16 protein-coding genes and 3 tRNA genes are annotated in these 19,806 nt (G+C 74.6%); 10 read left to right on the forward strand and 9 right to left on the reverse strand.

The genetic code is table 11. From position 1 onward, the window contains the following. Positions 1-40 precede the first annotated feature (40 nt). Positions 41-334: a GYD domain-containing protein gene (locus AMPC_RS17010; RefSeq protein ID WP_248342611.1), complete on the reverse strand. Its 294-nt coding sequence runs from the start codon at positions 332-334 to the stop codon at positions 41-43. A 185-nt stretch (positions 335-519) separates the two neighbouring features. Here AMPC_RS17010 and treS point away from each other — a divergent pair, with 185 nt between their 5' ends. Beyond that, positions 520-2,166, forward strand: a complete 1,647-nt coding sequence (gene treS / locus AMPC_RS17015) for a maltose alpha-D-glucosyltransferase (RefSeq protein WP_248342612.1) — start codon at positions 520-522, stop codon at positions 2,164-2,166. A gap of 6 nt (positions 2,167-2,172) precedes the next feature. On the opposite strand, the gene malQ is transcribed toward treS, so the two are convergent. The 6 genes from malQ to AMPC_RS17045 all read right to left on the reverse strand — a co-directional run bounded on the left by malQ (position 2,173) and on the right by AMPC_RS17045 (position 6,081). Next, positions 2,173-3,693 (reverse strand): 4-alpha-glucanotransferase, encoded by a 1,521-nt coding sequence (gene malQ / locus AMPC_RS17020; RefSeq protein WP_248342613.1) that lies wholly within the window; start codon positions 3,691-3,693, stop codon positions 2,173-2,175. Between the two features lie 16 nt (positions 3,694-3,709). Next, a complete protein-coding gene (locus AMPC_RS17025) occupies positions 3,710-4,423 on the reverse strand; it encodes a mechanosensitive ion channel family protein (RefSeq protein WP_248342614.1) in 714 nt (237 codons plus the stop codon). A 14-nt stretch (positions 4,424-4,437) separates the two neighbouring features. Beyond that, on the reverse strand, positions 4,438-5,655 hold the full coding sequence (locus AMPC_RS17030; protein ID WP_248342615.1) for a hypothetical protein: 1,218 nt from the start codon (positions 5,653-5,655) through the stop codon (positions 4,438-4,440). 79 nt (positions 5,656-5,734) lie between these two features. Next, positions 5,735-5,811, reverse strand: a tRNA-Arg gene (locus AMPC_RS17035). A 74-nt stretch (positions 5,812-5,885) separates the two neighbouring features. Further along, positions 5,886-5,975: transfer RNA gene (locus AMPC_RS17040), tRNA-Ser, on the reverse strand. Positions 5,976-5,991: 16 nt separating this feature from the next. Next, a tRNA-Ser gene (locus AMPC_RS17045) sits at positions 5,992-6,081 on the reverse strand. A gap of 195 nt (positions 6,082-6,276) precedes the next feature. On the opposite strand from AMPC_RS17045, the gene AMPC_RS17050 reads away from it, so the two are divergent. The 3 genes from AMPC_RS17050 to AMPC_RS17060 are packed head-to-tail and all read left to right on the forward strand — an operon-like array spanning position 6,277 to position 11,821. Continuing rightward, positions 6,277-7,491 carry a TolC family protein gene (locus tag AMPC_RS17050; RefSeq protein ID WP_248342616.1) on the forward strand — a complete coding sequence of 405 codons (1,215 nt, stop codon included), beginning with the start codon at positions 6,277-6,279 and terminating at the stop codon, positions 7,489-7,491. Then, on the forward strand, positions 7,488-8,690 hold the full coding sequence (locus AMPC_RS17055) for an efflux RND transporter periplasmic adaptor subunit (RefSeq protein WP_248342617.1): 1,203 nt from the start codon (positions 7,488-7,490) through the stop codon (positions 8,688-8,690). Before AMPC_RS17050 ends, AMPC_RS17055 begins: the two co-directional genes overlap by 4 nt. Further along, complete coding sequence (locus AMPC_RS17060; RefSeq protein ID WP_248342618.1) at positions 8,687-11,821, forward strand: efflux RND transporter permease subunit; 3,135 nt, start codon at positions 8,687-8,689, stop codon at positions 11,819-11,821. Before AMPC_RS17055 ends, AMPC_RS17060 begins: the two co-directional genes overlap by 4 nt. A 104-nt stretch (positions 11,822-11,925) precedes the next feature. Here AMPC_RS17060 and serS read toward each other — a convergent pair whose 3' ends face one another. After that, complete coding sequence (serS, locus tag AMPC_RS17065; RefSeq protein ID WP_248342620.1) at positions 11,926-13,233, reverse strand: serine--tRNA ligase; 1,308 nt, start codon at positions 13,231-13,233, stop codon at positions 11,926-11,928. Between the two features lie 68 nt (positions 13,234-13,301). Here serS and AMPC_RS17070 point away from each other — a divergent pair, with 68 nt between their 5' ends. The 4 genes from AMPC_RS17070 (at position 13,302) to AMPC_RS17085 (ending at position 16,187) form a co-directional block, all read left to right on the forward strand. Next, positions 13,302-13,934, forward strand: coding sequence for an RNA polymerase sigma factor (locus AMPC_RS17070; RefSeq protein ID WP_248342622.1), 633 nt, complete (start codon positions 13,302-13,304; stop codon positions 13,932-13,934). After that, the gene (locus tag AMPC_RS17075; RefSeq protein WP_248342624.1) at positions 13,931-14,533 is read left to right on the forward strand and encodes a zf-HC2 domain-containing protein; all 603 of its coding nucleotides are present in this window, start codon (positions 13,931-13,933) and stop codon (positions 14,531-14,533) included. The genes AMPC_RS17070 and AMPC_RS17075 overlap by 4 nt, the downstream gene beginning before the upstream one ends. Before the next feature lie 162 nt (positions 14,534-14,695). After that, a complete protein-coding gene (locus AMPC_RS17080) occupies positions 14,696-15,244 on the forward strand; it encodes a hypothetical protein (protein WP_248342625.1) in 549 nt (182 codons plus the stop codon). 145 nt (positions 15,245-15,389) lie between these two features. After that, positions 15,390-16,187 (forward strand): hypothetical protein, encoded by a 798-nt coding sequence (locus tag AMPC_RS17085; protein WP_248342626.1) that lies wholly within the window; start codon positions 15,390-15,392, stop codon positions 16,185-16,187. On the opposite strand, the gene AMPC_RS17090 is transcribed toward AMPC_RS17085, so the two are convergent. Next, positions 16,135-16,950 carry an alpha/beta fold hydrolase gene (locus AMPC_RS17090; RefSeq protein ID WP_248342627.1) on the reverse strand — a complete coding sequence of 272 codons (816 nt, stop codon included), beginning with the start codon at positions 16,948-16,950 and terminating at the stop codon, positions 16,135-16,137. The two genes, AMPC_RS17085 and AMPC_RS17090, sit on opposite strands and share 53 nt — an antisense overlap. Positions 16,951-17,035: 85 nt before the next feature. Here AMPC_RS17090 and AMPC_RS17095 point away from each other — a divergent pair, with 85 nt between their 5' ends. Both AMPC_RS17095 and AMPC_RS17100 read left to right on the forward strand, forming a co-directional pair. Continuing rightward, entirely contained in the window at positions 17,036-18,469 is a 1,434-nt protein-coding gene (locus AMPC_RS17095; protein ID WP_248342628.1) for a TldD/PmbA family protein, read from the forward strand. Continuing rightward, positions 18,466-19,806, forward strand: coding sequence for a TldD/PmbA family protein (locus AMPC_RS17100; RefSeq protein WP_248342629.1), 1,341 nt, complete (start codon positions 18,466-18,468; stop codon positions 19,804-19,806). The genes AMPC_RS17095 and AMPC_RS17100 overlap by 4 nt, the downstream gene beginning before the upstream one ends.

Consider the following 19,806-nt stretch of genomic DNA (forward strand, 5'->3'; position numbering starts at 1 on the left):
GAGTGCGACGCGTGAGGCCGGGGCCGCCCCCGGCCGCGGCTCACTTGAGGGAGCCGATGATCTTCCGGAACTCGGGCTCGGGGAAGACCCGGAGCGTCTGCGTGCGAACGTTGCCGAGCGAGCCGAGGCCCAGCAGGATCCGCGCGATCGTCTCGTCGTCCGGCGCGTCGGCCACGATGACGAGGTCGTACGTTCCCAGCGCCAGGTAGAACTGCTTCAGCTCCGCCCCCGCCGACTGGAACGTCTTCTTGGCCAGGTCGAGCCGGTTCGCGCTCTCCTTGATGCTGCGGATGCCCTGGTCCGTGTAGTTCAAGAGACAGACGTACGTCGCCATGCGCGCCTCCTTCGATGTCCGCACGGAACGTCGGCGCGGCAGGGCGGCGCCGCCACGGCCCCGTGGGATTCGCCGGAACGAGGCGCGGCGGCGAAGGGCGTTCGCGGGCGGGGTCGCGCCCGGCGGGCGAGCGCCCGCTCGGGGCGAGTGCGGCGCCCCGCCCCGGGCCGCATAGTTCCTCCCGCATGGACTACCCCCGCGATCCCCTCTGGTACAAGGACGCGATCATCTACGAGACCCACGTGAAGGCCTTCCGCGACTCCAACGGGGACGGGGTGGGCGACTTCCAGGGGCTCCTCGAGAAGCTCCCGTACCTGGAGGACCTGGGCATCACCTGCCTGTGGCTGCTCCCGTTCTTCCCCTCGCCGCTGCGCGACGACGGCTACGACATCGCCGACTACCTGGGCGTGAACCCGTCCTTCGGCACGGTGGACGACTTCCGGCGGCTGGTGGAGGAGGCGCACAGGCGGGAGATCGCGGTGCTCATCGAGCTGGTGGTCAACCACACCTCCGACCAGCACCCCTGGTTCCAGCGCGCCAGGCGGGCGCCCAAGGGCTCGGTGGAGCGCGACTTCTACGTCTGGAGCGACACGCCGGAGAGGTTCAAGGGCGCGCGCATCATCTTCACCGACACCGAGAAGTCGAACTGGACCTGGGACGAGGTGGCCGGCGCCTGGTACTGGCACCGCTTCTTCCACCACCAGCCGGACCTCAACTTCGACAACCCGCGCGTGCTCGAGGCGCTGCTCCAGATCATGCGCCACTGGCTCGACATGGGGATCGACGGCTTCCGGCTCGACGCCATCCCGTACCTGGTCGAGCGCGACGGCACCAACTGCGAGAACCTCCCGGAGACGCACGCCGTCATCAAGCAGATCCGCGCCTACGTGGAGCAGCACTACCCGGGCCGGATGCTCCTCGCCGAGGCGAACCAGTGGCCGGCCGACGTGCGCCCCTACTTCGGCGACGGCGACGAGTGCCACATGGCGTTCCACTTCCCGGTGATGCCGCGCATCTTCATGGCCATCCGGCGCGAGGACTCCGAGCCGATCGTGGACATCATGCGCCGCACCCCGGAGATCCCGGAGACCTGCCAGTGGGCGCTCTTCCTGCGCAACCACGACGAGCTCACGCTCGAGATGGTCACCGAGCTCGAGCGCGACTACATGGTCCTCGCCTACGCCCGTGACCCGGGCATGACCCTCAACGTCGGCATCCGGCGCCGCCTCGCGCCGCTCGTGGACAACGGGCGCCGGCGCATCCAGCTCCTCAACTCGCTCCTCTTCTCCTTCCCGGGGACGCCGATCCTCTACTACGGCGACGAGATCGGGATGGGCGACGACATCCGCCGCCCCGACCGCGACGGCGTCCGCACGCCGATGCAGTGGAGCAACGAGCCGAACGCGGGCTTCTCCACCGCGGAGACCTCGAAGCTCTACTCGCTGCCCATCACCGACCCGATCTACGGCTACGCCGCGGTGAACGTGGAGGCGCAGCGCGCCGACCCGTCCTCCATGTGGCACTGGGTCCGCAACATGATCCGCCTCCGGAAGCACTTCCAGGTGTTCGGCCGGGGCTCGATGGAGTTCCTGCCGGTCGCGAACCCGAAGGTGATCGCGTACGTGCGCCACTGGGAGGACGACACCATCCTCTGCGTCGCCAACCTGTCGCGCCACCCGCAGCCGGTGGAGCTCGATCTGTCACGCTGGGAGGGCGCCACGCCGGTGGAGATGCTGGGGTTCACGCCCTTCCCGAGCATCCGGAACGAGCCCTACGTGCTCACGCCCAACGGCTACGGCTTCTTCTGGTTCGAGCTGCGGGGAGGGCACTGAGGCGGCTCACGCCCTCCCGTACAGCCCCGCGAGCTCCCCGAGCCACGCCGCCTGCCGGTCCCCGAGCTCTCCCTCGCGGAACCGCCAGCGCCAGTTGCCGGTGGCGGTGGCCGGACGGTTCATCCGGGCCTCGCTGCCGAGCCCGAGCACGTCCTGGAGCGGCACGATGGCCGTGTCGGCCACCGACGCGAGCAGCGTCCGGATCATCGCCTCGTGGATGGGCCGGTCGCCGAGGTCGAGGTAGCGGCGCGCGAGCGCCTTCTCCTCGCGCACGTCCTCGTCGCTCCGGATCGAGTCGCCGCCCCCGCTGCGCCACCAGCCCACCACGGTGTCGTTGTCGTGCGTGCCGGTGTAGGCGACGAGGTCGCGGCCGTAGGCGTGGGGCCGGAAGCCGGGGGCCTGCGGATCCTTCCCGAACGCGAAGGTGAGGATGGCCATCCCGGGGAGCCCGTACCGGTGGCGCAGCGCCTCCACCTCCGGCGTGATGACCCCGAGGTTCTCGGCGATGAGCGGCAGGCGGCCCAGCTCGCGCCGGAGGTGGTCGAAGAGCGCGGCGCCCGGCCCGGGGCGCCAGGCTCCCTCCTGCGCGGTGGCCGCGCCGGCGGGCACGGCCCAGTAGCCCTCGAAGCCGCGGAAGTGGTCCACGCGCACGAGGTCCACCTGCTCGAGCGCCGCCCGGAGCCGCTCGAGCATGAAGCCGTGGCAGGCCTCGGCCCGCTCCTCCCAGCGGTAGAGCGGGTTGCCCCAGAGCTGCCCGGTGGCGCTGAAGTAGTCGGGCGGCACGCCGGCCACGAACGCCGGCTCCCCGCGCGCGTCGAGCTGGAAGAGGTCGGGCCGGGCCCACACGTCGCTGCAGTCGTGCGCCACGTAGATGGGGAGGTCGCCCACGAGCGAGACGCCGCGCCCCCTCGCGTGGGCGCGCAGCGCGCGCCACTGCCGGTCGAACGCGAACTGGGCGAGCTCGATGGCCCGGATCTCCGGCGCGAGCTCGTCGCGCGCCCGCGCCACCGCCACCGGCTCGCGCAGCGCGAGCGGCGCGGGCCAGCGGGTCCAGGGCAGGCCGCCGTGCCGGTCCTTCAGCGCGACGAAGAGGGCGAAGTCGTCGAGCCAGCGCGCGGTCCGGGCCCGGAACGCCTCGAAGTCGCGCCGCAGCGCCGGGGCGCCGCGCGCCTGGAACCGCTCGGCGGCGCGCCGCAGCAGGGCGGTCTTCCAGGCGATGACCGGGCCGTAGTCCACGGTCCCCTCGGGGAACGCCGGCGGGGCCGCCGCCTCGCCCGCCTCGAGGAGCCCGTCCTCCACCAGCGCCTCCGGGCTCACGAGGAGCGGGTTCCCGGCGAACGCGCCGAGCCCCTGGTACGGCGAGTCGCCGTAGCCGGTGGGGACGAGCGGGAGCACCTGCCAGAGCGTCTGGCCCGCGCGCGCCAGGAAGTCGGCGAAGCGGCGCGCCGACGGCCCGAGGTCGCCGATGCCGTAGGGGCCGGGCAGCGAGGTGGGGTGGAGGAGGAGGCCGCTGCGGCGCGCGCTCATCGGTCGGCCAGGAGGGTCACAGGTGGTGCAGCTCCCCGCCGTCCTCCCCCGCCTCCTCGAGCGGGTGGGGCGACGCGTGGAAGTGGCGGTCGAGCGAGCGCGCCACGAGGTCCTTCGCCCCGAGCCCCACCGCGAGCGCCAGCGCGAGCACCACCCCGCCGAAGAGGATGCCGAGCGAGATGGGCACCACCGGCCCGCCGATCCCGAGCTGGTCGAGCGCGATGGCGAACGAGAGGATCACCACCAGCCAGCGCCCGCCGAGCCCGAGCAGCCGCGCCGAGTGGAGCCCCATGTTGACGGCGCCGATGAGCGCGCTCCGCTCCACGACGCGCGACGCCGCGAGCCCCACCACCAGCACCAGCGCCGCCGCGAAGAGGCGCGGCACGAAGGCGAGGGCGCGCCCCGCCCAGACGCTGATCGACCCAGCGTCGATCCCGCTCACGATGGCGAGCACCAGGATGCCGAGCACGGTCCAGGTGAGCGCGCGGGCGACGAGGAGCGACGGCCCGCGCCCCTCGAGGCCGGCCGGCACCACCCCCCACTCCCGCAGCCGGCGGTCGAGGGCGAGCCGGGCGCAGGCGCGCTGGACCGGGCGGTGGAGCGCCGCCGCGACCGCCACCGCGAGGGCGACGAAGAGCAGCATCGCCACCACCCCCGGGAGCTGCCGGGCCGCGGCGTGCAGCATGCGCGCGAGCGAGTCGAGGAAGATGCGCTGGGTCTCGTCCCACATGGCCACTCCCTCCGTCACGGATTGAAGCCGTCGGGCCAGCGCCAGCGCGCGACCAGGTACCGCTTCTCCTGCTCGAACGCCCGGCAGAGCGCCTCGATCCGCGCCTCGGTGGCGGCGTCGTCGAGGTCCCGCGTCTCGCGCAGGAAGCTCGCGGTCCAGCCGCGGTAGAGCGGGGTCATCGAGGCGAGGAGCTGCCGGCGCTCCACCAGCTTCGCGAACCACGCGACCGCGAAGTCGTAGACGATGCGCGCCCAGAGCCGGTCCTCGAGCTGGAAGGCCTCGGCGGAGCAGGCCGCGCAGCGGCGCAGCGCCAGCAGCGTCGCCGGCGGGAGCACGTGCGACCAGAGCGGGGCGAGCTCGCTCTGCCCGAGCCGGAACGCGCCCACCAGCGCCTCGAGGCTCACCCGCGGCGCCTCGCCGGGCAGCGTGCCCGCCTCCCCGAACGACGGCACCTCCGCCGACCCGTCCACGCGCTGCCAGCGCCCGGCGTGCCGCTCCAGTTCCCGGAACACCTGCCCCAGCACGCGGGCCAGCGCCTCGCTCGCCTCCTCCGGGGGCGCCGCCGCGCCGGGCCAGGGGCCGAGCCACGCCTGGCAGACGCGCTCCGGCCCCGCGAGCACCTTCCCCACCAGCCACGCCTCGGAGCCGGCGAAGCCCGGGTCGCGCCGCCAGTCGGGGTCGAGGAGCAGGCGGCGGGCGAGCGTGAGGGAGAGGGCGGTCTCGCGCCCGAGCGGCTGGCGCAGCCGCTTGCCGAACGCGGCGCGCAGGAGCGGGTAGACCACGCCGGTGTTGAGCGGGGCGTCCTGGCGGTGGCGCAGGTAGGCCGGCCGCACGCAGTCGAAGCCGCCCTCGAGCACCGGGGCGAGGAGCGCGCCGAGCCACTCGGCGGAGCGGCCGTCGCGCGCGTCGGCGACGAGCGCCATCGCGGCGGCGCTCCGCTCCGCGCCGGCGCGCAGGAGCGCCGCCATCGCGCCGTCCTGGCCGGTGGAGGGCGCCGCCACCTCCGGCGCCGGAGCGGCCACGAGCGCGGAGTCGTGCGGCGGGACGAGCGCGGCGGACCCGCCCTGCACCCGGACCACCAGCACCCGCGCCGGGTGGCCGGGGAAGCGCCGCGAGAGCTCCACCTCGAGCCGCTCGGCGCAGGCCGGGTCGTAGAGCCCGGCGCGCCGCTCGATGGCCACCACGATCTCGGCAGCCGGGTCGGTCGCCGCAGCCGTGGCCCCGCTTGGCATCACGCAGGAACGTAGAGGTGGGCCCCACAAACGAAAAGCCCCGCCCGGTACCGGACGGGGCCTTTCAGGCCTTCTAGACTGGCGCGCCCTGAGGGATTCGAACCCCCGGCCTTCTGATCCGTAGTCAGACGCTCTATCCAGCTGAGCTAAGGGCGCCAACCCTTGGTGCTTCGGACTTCGACCCGGTGGCCGCGGCGACCGGGGGACGGCTTACTACCACAGCTTCAAAATGGCGGAAAGGGCGGGATTCGAACCCGCGATAGGGTTACCCCTATACTGGTTTAGCAAACCAGCGCCTTCGGCCTCTCGGCCACCTTTCCCTACTGCCTTCATCCTTGGCGGAGGAGGAAGGATTCGAACCTTCGGAGGGCGTGAACCCTCAACGGTTTTCAAGACCGCCGCCTTAAACCGCTCGGCCACTCCTCCCGAATCCGGCTCTCCGCGCTCCGAGCCCGTCCGTATACGGGAGAGCCGCCGGGAGATCAAGCGGGAACGGTTCCGGGCACTTCGGCAAATTCCCGGGGCCGCGGTGGGCCCGCCTCGACGGTCACTTACGCCCCTGGGCCACGCCCTGAACGGTCGCTTGCACCCCTGGCGAGCAGCCATTAGGTCCGCGGGGCGATGGGGGTCCTACTCACGGCAGTGCTCGCCGCAGCGGCGGCGAGTGGGGAAGTCGTCACCTTCGACGAGGCGCTCGGAGTGGCGGCGGAGGCGCCGGCGGTGCAGGCGGCCAGGGACGCGGTGCGGCTGCGCGAGGAGCGCGACCGCGCGATCAGCGGCCTGCCGGGCAACCCGACGATCTTCGCCGAGCCGGGCGTCCGGCCGGAGAGCGCGAGCAACAAGGTCGAGGGCACGATCGGCATCTCGCAGCCCTTCAGCCTCGCCGGTCTCGGCGGCGCACGCCGCGACGCGGCGGCCTCCGAGCGCGCGGCGCTCGCCAACGAGGCGCGTGCGGCCGCGCTCTCGCGGAGGCTCTCCGCGGCGGAGGCCTGGATCGGGCTCTGGGGCGCGCAGCAGGCGTGGCAGAGCGCCCAGGCGGAGGTGAGGCTCGCCGACGAGTTCGCCGACCGGATCGCGCGGGCGGCCCAGGCGGCGGCCCTCACCCGCTCCGACCTCGCCGAGGCGGAGAGCTACCGGGCCGAGGCGCGGCTCGCCGCGCTCGCCGTGGAGGGCGAGGCCACCGATCTCGGCTACCAGCTCGCGCGGCAGCTCGGGCGGGCGTCGCTCACGCCGCTCCAGGCGGCGGGCGCGCTCCCGGATCTCGGGCTCCCCCCGCGCGAGCGGTGGGCGGCGCTCCTGCCGCGCGCGGCCTCGCTGCCCGAAGTGCAGGCCCGGGCGCTGCTCGCCCAGGCGGAGCGGGCGCGGGAGCTCGAGGCCCGCGCGAGCAAGGGGACGCAGCTCGCCCTCGGGCTCTCGGCCCAGCGCGACAACCAGGGGCTCACCGGGGCCTTCCTCTCCGCCGGCCTCACGCTCCCGCTCTTCGATCGGGCCGAGCGCGAGTCGGCGCCGCTCGCCGCCTCGGCCCGGCGGCTCGAGGGGGAGCACCGGGACCTCGCGGCGCAGGCGCAGTCGGAGCTGGCGCGGGCGCTCCACGAGGTGGAGCACACGGGCGAGCTCCTCCGGGCCATCGAGACCACCCTCGTGCCGGCCGCGGTCGAGTCGGCGCGCCTGCGCGAGGCGGCGATGAACGCCGGCGAGGCGACGGTGCTCGAGGTGCTCATCGCCCGCCGCGGCGCCGCGGCCGCCAAGGCCCGCCTGGCCCGGGCCACGGCCGCGCACGCCTGGGCCAGGGTGAAGGTGAGCCTCTTGCTCGGAGAGATGGGGGGACTGTCGTGAAGAACGATCTTTCGCCGCTGGCCGCCGGGGGGGCGCGACGCGCGGCGCTCCCGCTGCTCGCGCTCCTCCTCGCCTGCAAGGGCGCCCCGAGCGCGCCGCAGCCGGAACCGACCGCGCCGGCCGCCCCGAGCGCGGCGACCCCGTGGGTGAAGGCCCGCACCGCCGAGGGGCTCTCGCTGCTCGAGGCGCCGGCCACGGTCCTGCCGGCGCCCGAGAGCAGCGGCAACGTGGTCCCGCCCTTCCGCGCCCGCGTCGCCCGGGTGCACGTGCGCGCCGGCGAGCAGGTCCGCAAGGGGCAGCCGGTCTGCGACGTCATCATGCCCGAGGTGCTCCAGGCCGCCGGCACCTACGCCGCCGCCAGCACCCGCGTCCAGGCCTACCAGCGCCGGCGCGACCAGCTCGAGTCGCTGAAGAAGGAGGGGCTGGTGCGCGCCGCCGACCTCCTCGAGGTGGAGACCCGGCTCGCGGAGGCGAAGGCCGACCAGCAGGGCGCGCTCGCGACCTTGCGGGTGGCGGGGCTCGAGGGGGCCGACGCGGCGCGCCTCCTCGCCGGCGCGGGCCAGCTCACGCTGCGCAGCCCCATCGACGGGATCGTCACCGAGGTGAAGGCGTCGCTCGGCGAGACGCGCGAGGCGGCCGGCGAGCCCATCGCCCGGGTGGCGGGGGAGGGCGAGGCCCGGGTCGAGGCGCGGCTGGCGCGCAGCCTGCCGGCCCACGCCCGCTACGAGCTCGCGCTCGCCACCGGCGAGCGCCACCCGCTCGCGCTCATCGGCCGCGCCCCGGTGGTGGACGGGCGCGACGGCACCGCGCTCGCCTGGTTCAGCCCGCCCGCCGCGGCCCGGCTCACGCCGGGGCTCGCCGGGCGGCTGGTGGTGCAGCTCGGGCAGGGCGCCGGGGCCGCGGTGCCGGCGCGCGCCGTCGCGCTCGCGCCGGAGGGCGCCTACGTGGTCGTGAACCGCGGCGGCGCTCCGGCGCGGGTGGCCGTGCAGGTGCTCGCCACCAGCGGCGCCGACGCCCTCGTGCGCGGCGACCTGAAGGCCGGGGACGAGGTGGCCGCCGACGCCGCGCTCGCGGAGGCGAGGCCGGGCGCGGGCGTGCCGCCGGCCGGCAGCGGCGCCGCGCCGCCCGGGCCGGCCGCGCCGGCGCGCTCCCCGCTCGGCGGGGCGCCCGACCAGCGGGAGGCCGGGGGCACGCGATGATCGCCGCCCTGGTGGCCTGGTCGGTCCGGAACCGGACCGCGGTGCTGGTGCTGGTCTCGATGCTCATGACCGCCGGCGCGGTGGTCGGGTCGTGGCTGCGCTTCGACGCCATGCCCGACATCACCACCAACCAGGTGCTGGTGCTCACGCGCGCGCCGGGGCTCACGCCGGAGGAGGTCGAGCGGCTCGTCTCCCGCCCCATCGAGGCGGCGCTGGGCGGCATGCCGGGGCTGCAGGAGCAGCGCTCGCTGTCGCGCTACGGCATCAGCTCGGTCACCGCGGTGTTCGAGGACGGCGTCGATCCGTGGCTCGCGCGGCAGATGGCGCAGGAGCGGCTCAACGGGCTCGCGAGCGGCTTCCCCGCCGGCGTGGAGCGGCCGGAGCTCGGGCCGGTCACCGGCGGCCTCGGCGAGATCTTCCACTTCACCCTCTCGTCCCCGCGCCGCACCGCCGCGGAGCTGCTCGAGCTCGCCACCTACCGGGTGGCGCCGCGCCTGCGGGCGGTGCCGGGCGTGGTCGAGGTGAACACCTGGGGCGGCCAGCAGCGCACGCTCGAGGTCCGGGCCGATCCGGTGCGGATGGCCCAGCGCGGCCTCACCCTCGACGACGTCAAGGAGGCGCTCGACGCGGCCACCGGGACCGCCGCCGGCGCGAGCCTCGCCGCCGGCTCGGGCCAGACGCTGCTCCGCGCGGTGTCGCTCCCGCGCGACGCCTCCGACCTCGCCCACGCGCTCGTCTACCGCCGCGGCGCGGCCGGCCCGCCGGTGCGGCTCGCCGACGTGGCCGAGCTCTCGCAGGGCGAGACGCCGCGGATCGGCGCCGCCACCGCCAACGGCCGCGGCGAGACCGTGTACCTCATGGCGCAGATGCTCCGGGGCGAGAACGCGCTCCAGGTGATGAAGGGCGTCCACGCCCGCATGGAGCGGATCCGCCAGGACCTCCCCGACGACGTCCGCGTGGACGTGGTCTACGACCGCTCCAGGCTGGTGCAGGGGACGCTCCACACCGTCTTCAAGAACCTGATCGAGGGCGGCCTGCTCGTCATCGCCGTGCTCTTCCTCATGCTGGGGAGCCTGCGCGCCGGCCTGCTCGTCGCCTCCGCCATCCCGCTCTCGATGCTCGGCGCGACGGCGGCGATGGTGGCGCTCGACGTGCCGGGCAACCTCATGAGCCTGGGCGCCCTCGACTTCGGCCTGCTGGTGGACGGCGCGGTGGTGATGGTGGAGAGCGTCTACCACGGCGTCGGCCCGACCTCCTTCGGCGGCGGCCCCGAGGCGCGGGACGGCATGCGGGCCCACGTGGCGCGGGTGACGCGCGCGGTGGCGCAGCCGGTCTTCTTCTCGGTGCTCATCATCCTCCTCGTCTACGTGCCGGTGCTCACGCTCACCGGCGCCGACGGGAAGATGTTCCGCCCCATGGCGCTCACGGTGGTCTTCGCGCTCCTCACCTCGCTCCTGCTCTCGCTCACCTACATCCCGGCGGGCGCGAGCCTCTTCCTGCGCGCGAGGGACATCCCGGCCCGGCCGCCGCCGCTCGTGCGGCTCGTGAACCGGACCTACCTGCCGTTCCTCGCCTTCTCCCTGAAGCGGCCGTGGGCGGTGCTGGCCGGCTCCCTGGCGCTCCTCGCCGCGGGCGGCCTCGCCTTCCACCGCGCGGGCTCCGAGTTCGTGCCGCAGCTCGACGAGGGCGACCTCGTGGTCCAGACCACCCGCGCCGCCGACGTGAGCCTCGACTCCGCGGTGCGCGAGGCGGGCCGGCTCGAGGAGGCGGTGCTCCGGCGCGTCCCCGAGGTCACCCGGGTGGTCTCGCGCGTCGGCAGCCCGGCGGTGGCGACCGACATCATGGGGCTCGAGCAGGCCGACGTCTTCATGAGCCTGAAGCCGCGGGCCGAGTGGCGGCCGGGCCTGGAGCGCGAGGCGCTCATCGCCCAGATCGACAAGGCCATCGCCGAGGAGGCGAAGGGGGCCGAGGTCTCGTTCACGCAGCCCATCCAGATGCGCTTCAACGAGCTCCTGGGCGGCTCGGTGGCCGACGTGACGGTGAGCGTCTACGGCGACGACCTCGACCAGCTCCGCAGCACCGCCGAGTACCTCGCCGCGGTGGTGAGCCGCGAGCGCGGCGCCGAGGACGTGCGGATCCTGGCGCCCCCGGCGGTGTCGCTGCTCGAGGTCCGTCCGCGGCCGCTCGACGCCTCGCGCGCCGGCTTCACGGTCCGCTCGGTGCTCGACGCGGTGCAGGCGGTCCGCACCGGCCTCGAGGTGGGCGCCACCTGGGACGGCCCGCTGCGCATCCCCATCGTGCTCCGGCTCGGCGGCCCGGCGAGCGCCTTCACGGTCGCGGACCTCTCCCTGCCGGCGCCCTCCGGCGGCCTGGTGCGGCTCGCCAGCGTGGCCGACGTGGTTCAGGGGGCCGCGCCGTCGATGGTGTCGCGCCAGGACGCCGAGCGGCGGCTCATCGTCGGCTTCAACGTGCGCGGCGCCGATCTCGGCAGCGTGGTGGCGGCGGCGCAGGCCTCGGCGGCCAGGAACGTGCCGGTCCCGCGCGGCTACCGGCTGGAGTGGGGCGGCCAGTACGAGACGCTGGAGGCGGCGAAGCGGCGGCTGGCGGTGGTCATCCCGGTGGTGATGGTCGGGATCGTGGTGGTGCTGCTCATCGCCTTCCGGCGGCTCCGCCCCGCGGCCATCATCTTCCTCAACGTGCCGTTCGCCTCGGTGGGCGGCATGCTCGCGCTCGCCTCGCGCGGGATGCCGGTCTCCATCTCCGCCGCGGTCGGCTTCATCGCCCTCTCCGGCGTGGCGGTCCTGAACGGCGTGGTGCTCATGACCCGGCTCCTCGCCCTCGAGGAGGAGGGGCGCAGCCCGGCCGAGGCGGCGGCCGAGGCGGCCCGCGAGCGCGCCCGGCCGGTGCTCATGACCGCCCTGGTCGCGGCGCTCGGGTTCATCCCCATGACGCTCGCCACCGGGGTGGGCAGCGAGGTGCAGCGGCCGCTCGCCACGGTGGTCTGCGGCGGGCTCGTGACGAGCACCATCCTCACGCTGCTCGTGCTGCCGGCGCTCTACCCGTGGCTCGCGGGGCGCCGGCCCGCGCAGGCGGCGCCGCCCCCGCTCGAGGAGGAGGGGAGGGTGGCGTAGTCGCGCGACCCCTCTGGCCGCCCCTCCCCGTCCCTCCCCGCCCGGCGGGGAGGGGGTGCCGCTGCTTTCCCTCTCCCGCGAAGCGGGGGAGGGTCAGGGGGGGGCTACCGCTCCACGCCCCGCGGGAACTTCTGCGGGACGATCCGCTCGAGCCCGCCCATGTACGGGCGCAGCGCCTGCGGCACGATCACCGAGCCGTCGGCCTGCTGGTACTGCTCGAGGATGGCGACCACGGTGCGCCCCACCGCCACGCCCGAGCCGTTGAGGGTGTGGCAGAGCCGGGGCTTCCCGCCCTCGCCGCGGTAGCGCACCCGGATCCGGCGCGCCTGGAAGTCCTCGCAGTTGGAGACCGAGCTGATCTCCCGGAACGTGCCCTGGCCCGGGCACCAGACCTCGATGTCGTAGGTCTTGGCCGAGGAGAAGCCCATGTCGCCGGCGCAGAGGAGCACCACGCGGTGGTGCAGCTCGAGCCGGCGCAGCACCTCGCAGGCGTCGTCGAGCATCTTCTGGTGCTCGGCCTCGCTCTCCTCCGCCTTCGCGAGCTTCACCAGCTCCACCTTGTGGAACTGGTGCTGCCGGATGAGGCCGCGGGTGTCCTTGCCGCTCGCGCCCGCCTCGGCCCGGAAGCAGGGGGAGAAGGCGCAGTACGAGATCGGGAGGTCCTCCGCCTCGAAGATCTCGTCGCGGTGCATGTTGGTGAGCGGCACCTCGGCGGTCGGGATGAGGTAGAGCGGGTCGCTCCCGGCCGTCTTGAACAGGTCCTCCTCGAACTTGGGGAGCTGCCCCGTGCCGGTCATCGTCTCGCGGGTCACGAGGTACGGCGGGAGGATCTCGGTGTACCCGCGCGACCCGTGCACGTCGGCGAAGAACGAGATGATGGCGCGCTCGAGCCGCGCCCCCGCGCCCTTGTAGATCGTGAAGCGGGCCCCGGAGAGCTTGGCCGCCTGCTGCCACTCGAGGATCCCGAGCCCCTCGCCCACGTCCCAGTGCGGCTTGGGCTGGAACTCGAGCTTGGGGGGCGCGCCCCAGCGGCTCACCTCGACGTTCGCCTCGGCGTCGGCCCCGTCCGGCACCGAGTCCATCGGCGGGTTCGGGACCACGAGCAGGCGCTGCGCGATCTCCTCCTCCACCTGCGCGAGCGCCGCCTCCTTCTCCTTGACCTGCTCCCCGAGCGCCCGGGCCTCGCCGCGGGCCTGCTCGCCGGCCGCCTTGTCGGTGCGCATGAGCTCGCCGACGCGCTTGTTGGCCGCGGACTGGTCCTTCTTCAGCCCCTCGAGCGCCACGTTCAGCTCGCGCCGGCGGGCCGCCAGCTCCTTCACCGGACCCAAGAGGGCCGCCGCCTCAGGGCCGCGTCGTGCCAGCCTTTTTTCGACCGCTTCCGGGTCGGCGATCACTGACTTGAGGTCAAGCATTGGCAACCTCTATTCTTTAACCTGCAGGCGGGCAAGGGGTCTTTGCCCTCGTGAAAGCGGCGCCACACATGGCCCAAACCCGCGAGCCCACAGACCGGACCCGCTTCAAGCTCCTCCACGGCGGCGCCGAGGCGGGGGCCGAGGACGCGGCGCTCGTCCGGGCGTTCCTGGCGGGGGAGGACCAGGCTCTCGGGCAGCTCTTCGCCCGGCACGAGCGGCTGGTCCTGGCGCTCCTGCGGCGCTACGCCGCCGGGCCGGACGACGCCGCCGACCTCGTGCAGCGCACCTTCCTGCGCGCCCTCACCGCGGCCCGCCGGAGCTTCGAGCTCCGCCACGCCGACGAGGTCCCGTTCCGGGCCTGGCTCGTCCGCATCGCCGTGAACCTGGGCAAGAACCACCAGCGCGACCTCGCCCGCTGGCGCCGCGCCCCCCTCGAGGCGGTGGACGACGCCGTCCGGAGCGAGCCGACCGGCACCGACGCCCTCGAGCGCGAGGAGCGGAGCCGGCTGCTGCGAGAGGCGGTGCTCAAGCTGCCGAAGCGCCAGCGCGCCGTGCTGCAGCTCCGGATCGACGCCGAGCTGCCCTTCGACGAGATCGCGAGCACGCTCGGCATCACCACCAACAACGCCAAGGTCCACTTCCACCACGCCACCCGGAAGCTCCGGGAGCTCGTGGGCGAGCGCCGGGAGGACGCGCCGTGAGCCTGTGCGAGGAGCTCCTGCCGCTCGTCTCCTGCCGCGCCTCCGGCCCCCTCGACCGCGAGGACGAGGAGCTGCTCTCGGCGCACCTCGAGACCTGCACCGCCTGCCGCGCCGTGCTGGCGCGCGAGGAGGACCTGCTCGAGGAGCTGGCGCTCCCGCCGGTCACGAGCGAGCTGCGCGCCGCCGTGGACCGCCTCCCCGACCGCACGGCGGTGGAGTGGCGGCGGGCGGAGCGGCGGCGGCAGCGGATCTCGCGGCTGCTCGGGATCTCGGTCGCGGCGGCGGCGGCGCTCGCCATGGTGCTCGCGCCGGCCTACCTGCGCGACCGCGCCTACGCCCGCGCCCGCCAGGCGCAGGAGCTGGCCCAGGCCGCGACCGCGACCGGGGCCGAAGCGCCCGGCGCCGCCTCGCCGGCCCCGGCCGGCGCCGCGGCCGGGCAGCCGCAGGGCCAGCCCACCACGCCCGCCATCCAGGCGGCGAGCTGGAGCGGGCCCGATCTCGACGAAGTCTGGGAGGCGAGCGCCGTCGTCGGCGGCGGCTCGGGTGACGAGGTGGCGATGGCCGACGAGGGGACGATCTTCGACTCCAGCAGCCCCTGAAGAGAAAACCGCAGCTTTCAACCGTACCGGAGTGCTCACATGACGCACCGCCTTGCGATAGCTCTGCTCGTCCTTCCCCTCACCGCCTCCGCCGCGGCCCCGCAGGCCGCGCCCCCCGCGACCGGCAGCGAGCCCGCCCGGTCCGAGCGCTTCGAGAAGCGCATGAAGCTCGCCCGCACGCTCGGGCTCGCCGAGGCGCTCGATCTCTCCGAGGCCGACGCGCTCAAGATGCGCGACGTCATGGCCCGGTTCGACGACCGGCGGCGGCCGATCATGAAGCAGCTCCACGACGACGCCCGCACCGTGAAGCGCGCCGCCGACGGCGACAAGGACGCGGTCGCCCAGGCCGACCAGGCGGTGCAGCGGATCTTCGACGCGCGCGAGAAGATGCACGCCATCGACCGCGAGATGTACCAGGCGCTCGCGAAGGATCTCTCCCCGGCGCGCCGCGCCCGCCTGGCGGTCTTCTTCGCCAAGTTCCACGCGCGCATGGGACGGATGATGCTGGAGCGCAGGGCCGGCATGATGGGCGCCGGCGGCCCGGGCTGCACCATGGGCCCCGGCGACATGGGCCCGGGCGGCCACGGCCCCGGGATGCACGGCGGCCCCGGCCTGCGCGGCGGCCCCGGCGGGAAGGGCCCGGGCGGCGGCGCGTCGCTCGGCATGAACGGACCCGGCCCGGACGACGACGACCTCTTCGGCGACCAGTAGACCCCCCTTCGCGGCGGTTCCCTCCTCCCTGAGATCCCCGCGGCCCCTTCCTCCATCGGGGAGGAAGGGGTTCTTTCTTTCGGGCCCGGCGCCGAGGTCACCCGAGGTCCTCGCCGAGGCGCCGCGCCTGACCTAAGCTCCCGCCATGTCCCGCCGCCGCCACGCCGAAGACCCGCCCGCCTTCTCCCCGCACTACGAGGGGCCCGAGGCGCTCACCGCCCTGCTCCGGAGCGCGGGCGCCACCGTGGACGCCGCCCAGGCCGCCGCCCGGTTCGCCGAGGCGCAGGGCGAGGGGCTCGACCGCTCGCAGGTGATCCCGCGGCTCTTCCAAGGCGAGCCCCGGTTCGGCTCGCCCGACGAGGCCCGCCGGCTCTACGAGAACCTGTTCGCGCTCTGGGGGCGCGTCGCGCAGGGGGCGGGCGCGGGGATGCCGGTGCCCGACTCGGGCGCGCCCGAGCCGGCGCTCCCGCCGGAGCGGCCGGAGCTGCCCCCGCGGGGCGGCGCGCCCGCGGGACCCCTCGAGCCGCTCCTCGTCGAGGCGGTCTGGAAGGAGCTCGCCGCCCTGCCGGAGAAGGAGCTCGCCCGGCGCCGAGACCGGTTCTCGAACACCCAGCCCGACCTCGCCGCCTGGCTCGACGCCGTCCCGCTCCCCGAGTCGGGCGCGCTCGCCGCGAGCGACCTCGCCTTCGAGGCCTGGGCCATGTTCGACCAGGCGTTCGGCGACGCCCTGCGCGCCGCCCGCTGGAAGGAGCTCGCCGCCGTGGCCGCGGAGCCGCCGGCGCTCGAGACCGCCGAGCCGGCCCTCGCTGCCTACGTGGCCGACATGCTCGACGTGGTCGAGGCCGAGGACCCGTCCTTCGCCGCCGGCGAGCGGGCGCAGGTGGAGCGGGTCATTGCAGCGGTGGCGGCTGCGCTCGCCGGGGCGTCTCCAGCCCGGCGATGAAGCAGGCGAGCTCGCCGGCGAACAGCTTGGGGCTCTCGAGGTTGGCGAGGTGGCCGGCGCCCGGGAGGAGCGCGAGCCGCGCCCCCAGCGTGGCCGCCATCTCCTCGGAGATCGACGGCGGGGTGAGCGAGTCCTCCGAGCCCACCATCACCAGGGTCGGGCAGCGCACCTGCTTCAGGAGCGGCTCCGAGTCGGGCCGGGCGGCCATGCCCCGCTGCGCCGCCGCGACGCCGCGCGGGTCGTTCTCGCCGATGAGCGCGCGCACCCGCTTCACCACCTCCTCGGCGGCGTTCGGGCCGAGCAGCTTCGGGATCATCTGGTCCGCCACCCAGCCCATCCCCTTCGCGAGCGCGTCCTGCGCGAACCGGTGCCGCCCCTCGCGCCCCTCGGCCGAGTCGGGGCCGGCGCGGGTGTCGCAGAGCACGAGGCCGCGGAAGAGCTGCGGGCTCTTGCGGTAGAGCGCGAGGGCGACGTAGCCGCCCATCGAGAGCCCGGCCACCGTGGCGTGGGCCACGCCGAGCCGCGCCAGGAGCTCGGCGGCGTCGGACGCGAGCAGCTCCATCGTCGCCACCTCCGGCGCGGGCCCGCTCCGGCCGAGGCCGCGGTAGTCCATGGCGATGACCCGGTGCTCGCGGGCGAGCAGGTCGATCTGCGGCCGCCACATCCCCGAGTGGAGCGGGAAGGCGTGCAGCAGGAAGACCACCGGGCCGCGGCCCGCGTCCTCGTAGTGGATGTCAGCGTCTCCGATGCGGATCCTGGGCATGGGCCGAACCTCCGGTTATCTATCTTACGCCGCCGCGGGCCGATCCTGGCACCGGGCGTGGAATCCCCGGTGGGAGGTGCAGGGCATGGCCGCGGCGGGCATCCGCTACTTCGACAGGTTCGGCGTCACCGAGGAGCTCATCGCGAGGACCATCGCCGAGGCGCTCTCCCGCGGCGGGGACTTCGCCGACGTCTTCTTCCAGCACGCGGTCACGAACGACCTCGCCCTCGAGGACGGCAGCGTCAACCGGGCCTTCACCACCGTCCAGCTCGGGGTCGGGGTCCGGGTGGTCAAGGGGGACCAGACCGGGTACGGCTACAGCGAGGACCTGTCGCTCCCGGCCCTCCTCTCCTGCGCCCGCACCGCCGCCACCATCGCCGACGGCCCCTCGCGCGAGGCCCCGTCGCGCTACCACGTCCAGAGCGGGCTCCCGCAGCGCTACCCGGTGCGGCTCCGCTGGGAGGAGATCGGGGCGGAGAGGAAGCTCCCGCTGCTCGGGGGACTGAACGAGCGGCTGCTCTCCGCCGACCGGCGCATGCGGAAGGTGAGCGTCCACTTCCGCGACGAGGCCGGGGCGGTGCTGATCGCCGACAGCCAGGGGCGGATCGTCGAGGACGAGCAGCCGATGACCCTGCTGTACGTCTCCTGCCTGGCCGAGGACGGGAGCCGGCGCGAGTCGGGCGGCTACAACGTGGCCGGCCGGGCGGGGTTCGAGTTCTACACGCCGGACCGGCTCGACCGGGTGGTGCGCGAGGCGGTGAAGCGCACCGCCATCCTCTTCGAGGCGGTGCCGGCGCCGGCGGGCGAGATGCCGGTGGTGCTCGCCGCCGGGTCCTCGGGGATCCTGCTCCACGAGGCGATCGGCCACGGCATGGAGGCCGACTTCAACCGCAAGGGCGTCTCGATCTACGCCGACAAGATCGGCAAGCCCATCGCCGCCCCCTTCGTGAACATCGTGGACGACGGCACCAACGAGGGCGCGCGCGGGGCCATCAACGTGGACGACGAGGGGAACGCCGCCGGCTGCACCCGGCTCGTCGAGGGCGGCGTGCTCGCCACCTACATGCACGACGCCATCTCGGCGAAGCACTACGGCGTCGCGCCCACCGGCAACGGCCGGCGCGAGAGCTACCAGCACGCGCCGCTGCCGCGCATGCGCGCCACCTACATGCTGCCCGGGCCGCACAAGAAGGACGAGATCATCGCCTCGGTGAAGCGCGGCATCTACTGCGAGAACTTCACCAACGGGCAGGTCAACATCGGCGCCGGCGACTTCACCTTCTACGTGAAGAACGGCTGGCTCATCGAGGACGGGAAGCTGAGCCGTCCCGTCAAGGACGTGAACATCATCGGCAACGGCCCCAGGGCCCTGGAGAAGGTGGACATGGTGTCCGACGACCTCGCCATCGACGAGGGGGGCTGGACCTGCGGCAAGGACGGGCAGAGCGTGCCGGTCTCGCAGGGGCTGCCGACCGTGCGCGTCTCCTCCATGACCGTGGGCGGGCGGGGGCAGCCGTGAGCGATCCGATGGATCAGGGCGAGCTCGCCGCGGCGGCGCGGGCGGCGGTGGAGCTGGCGCGGAAGAAGGGGGCGCAGGAGGTGGCCGCCGGCGCCTACCGGGCGCGCCACGTCGAGGTCTCCTGGCGCGACGGCCAGCTCGAGAAGGTCTCCGAGGCGACGAGCCGCGGGCTCGGGTTCGAGCTCTACGTGGACGGGCGCTACTCGGCGGTCGGCACGAGCGACCTGCGCCCCGAGGCGCTGGACCGGTTCCTCGGCGACGCGGTGGCGCTCACCCGCAAGCTCGAGCCCGACCCCTTCCGCACGCTCCCCGACGAGAAGCTCTACCACCCGCGGGCGCAGGTGGACCTCGAGCTCGAGGACCCCTCGCACGAGGCGCTCACGCCGGCCCGGCGCCGCGAGATCGTGGCCGAGGTCGAGGCGGCGGCCCGCGCGGTGAAGGGCGCCGGCGCCATCCTCTCGGTCACCACCAGCTTCAGCGACTCGCACTCCACCGGCTTCCGCGTCCACTCGAACGGCTTCGAGGGCAGCTCGCGCGGCACCGACTTCTGGATCGCGGCGGAGGTCTCGGCGAAGGACCCCGACGGCCGCCGGCCGGAGGACTGGAGCGCGGTGGGGAGCCGCTTCTACGCGGCGCTCCCGGACGCCGCCGGGGTGGGCCGCACCGCCGCGGAGCGGGCGCTGTCCCGGCTCGGCTCGCGCAAGGGCGAGTCGGCGGTGCTGCCGATGCTGGTCGAGAACCGGTGCGCGGCGCGGCTCGTGAGCTTCCTCTTCGGCGCCCTCTCGGGCGGGTCCCTCCAGCAGCGCCGCTCCTTCCTCGAGGGCAAGCTCGGGGAGGAGATCGGCAGCCCGGCCCTCGACATCCGCGACGAGCCGCACGTGAAGCGCGGCTTCGGCTCGCGCCTCTACGACCGCGAGGGGCTGGCGTCGAAGCCGTTCCGCGTCTTCGAGCAGGGGCGCCTCGCGAGCTACTACATCGACACCTACTACGGGAAGAAGCTCCGGATGGCGCCCACCACCCGCGGCCCGTCCAACCTGGCCTGGGGGCCGGGCGTGGGCGACCAGGCCGAGCTGGTGCGCGCGGTCGGCGAGGGCATCCTCGTCACCGGCTTCCTGGGCGGCAACTCGAACGGGACCACCGGCGACTTCTCGCTCGGCGCCCAGGGCTTCCGGATCCGCGGCGGCCAGCTCGCCGAGCCGGTGGGCGAGATGAACGTCTCCGGCAACCACCTCGAGCTCTGGCACCGGCTCGCGGCGGTCGGCTCCGATCCCTACCCCTACTCGGCGATGCGCACCCCGAGCCTGCTCTTCGAAGGGGTGCAGTTCGCCGGGCTCTAG

The sequence above is a fragment of the Anaeromyxobacter paludicola genome (assembly GCF_023169965.1).
GTDB lineage: Bacteria > Myxococcota > Myxococcia > Myxococcales > Anaeromyxobacteraceae > Anaeromyxobacter_B > Anaeromyxobacter_B paludicola.

Excerpts from the sequence above, each read along its gene's own strand:
- AMPC_RS17010 (WP_248342611.1), bottom strand. The coding sequence starts at position 334 with ATGGCGACGTACGTCTGTCTCTTGAACTACACGGACCAGGGCATCCGC.
- treS (WP_248342612.1), top strand. The coding sequence starts at position 520 with ATGGACTACCCCCGCGATCCCCTCTGGTACAAGGACGCGATCATCTAC.
- malQ (WP_248342613.1), bottom strand. The coding sequence starts at position 3,693 with ATGAGCGCGCGCCGCAGCGGCCTCCTCCTCCACCCCACCTCGCTGCCC.
- AMPC_RS17025 (WP_248342614.1), bottom strand. The coding sequence starts at position 4,423 with ATGTGGGACGAGACCCAGCGCATCTTCCTCGACTCGCTCGCGCGCATG.
- AMPC_RS17030 (WP_248342615.1), bottom strand. The coding sequence starts at position 5,655 with ATGCCAAGCGGGGCCACGGCTGCGGCGACCGACCCGGCTGCCGAGATC.
- AMPC_RS17050 (WP_248342616.1), top strand. The coding sequence starts at position 6,277 with ATGGGGGTCCTACTCACGGCAGTGCTCGCCGCAGCGGCGGCGAGTGGG.
- AMPC_RS17060 (WP_248342618.1), top strand. The coding sequence starts at position 8,687 with ATGATCGCCGCCCTGGTGGCCTGGTCGGTCCGGAACCGGACCGCGGTG.
- serS (WP_248342620.1), bottom strand. The coding sequence starts at position 13,233 with ATGCTTGACCTCAAGTCAGTGATCGCCGACCCGGAAGCGGTCGAAAAA.
- AMPC_RS17070 (WP_248342622.1), top strand. The coding sequence starts at position 13,302 with ATGGCCCAAACCCGCGAGCCCACAGACCGGACCCGCTTCAAGCTCCTC.
- AMPC_RS17080 (WP_248342625.1), top strand. The coding sequence starts at position 14,696 with ATGAAGCTCGCCCGCACGCTCGGGCTCGCCGAGGCGCTCGATCTCTCC.
- AMPC_RS17085 (WP_248342626.1), top strand. The coding sequence starts at position 15,390 with ATGTCCCGCCGCCGCCACGCCGAAGACCCGCCCGCCTTCTCCCCGCAC.
- AMPC_RS17090 (WP_248342627.1), bottom strand. The coding sequence starts at position 16,950 with ATGCCCAGGATCCGCATCGGAGACGCTGACATCCACTACGAGGACGCG.
- AMPC_RS17095 (WP_248342628.1), top strand. The coding sequence starts at position 17,036 with ATGGCCGCGGCGGGCATCCGCTACTTCGACAGGTTCGGCGTCACCGAG.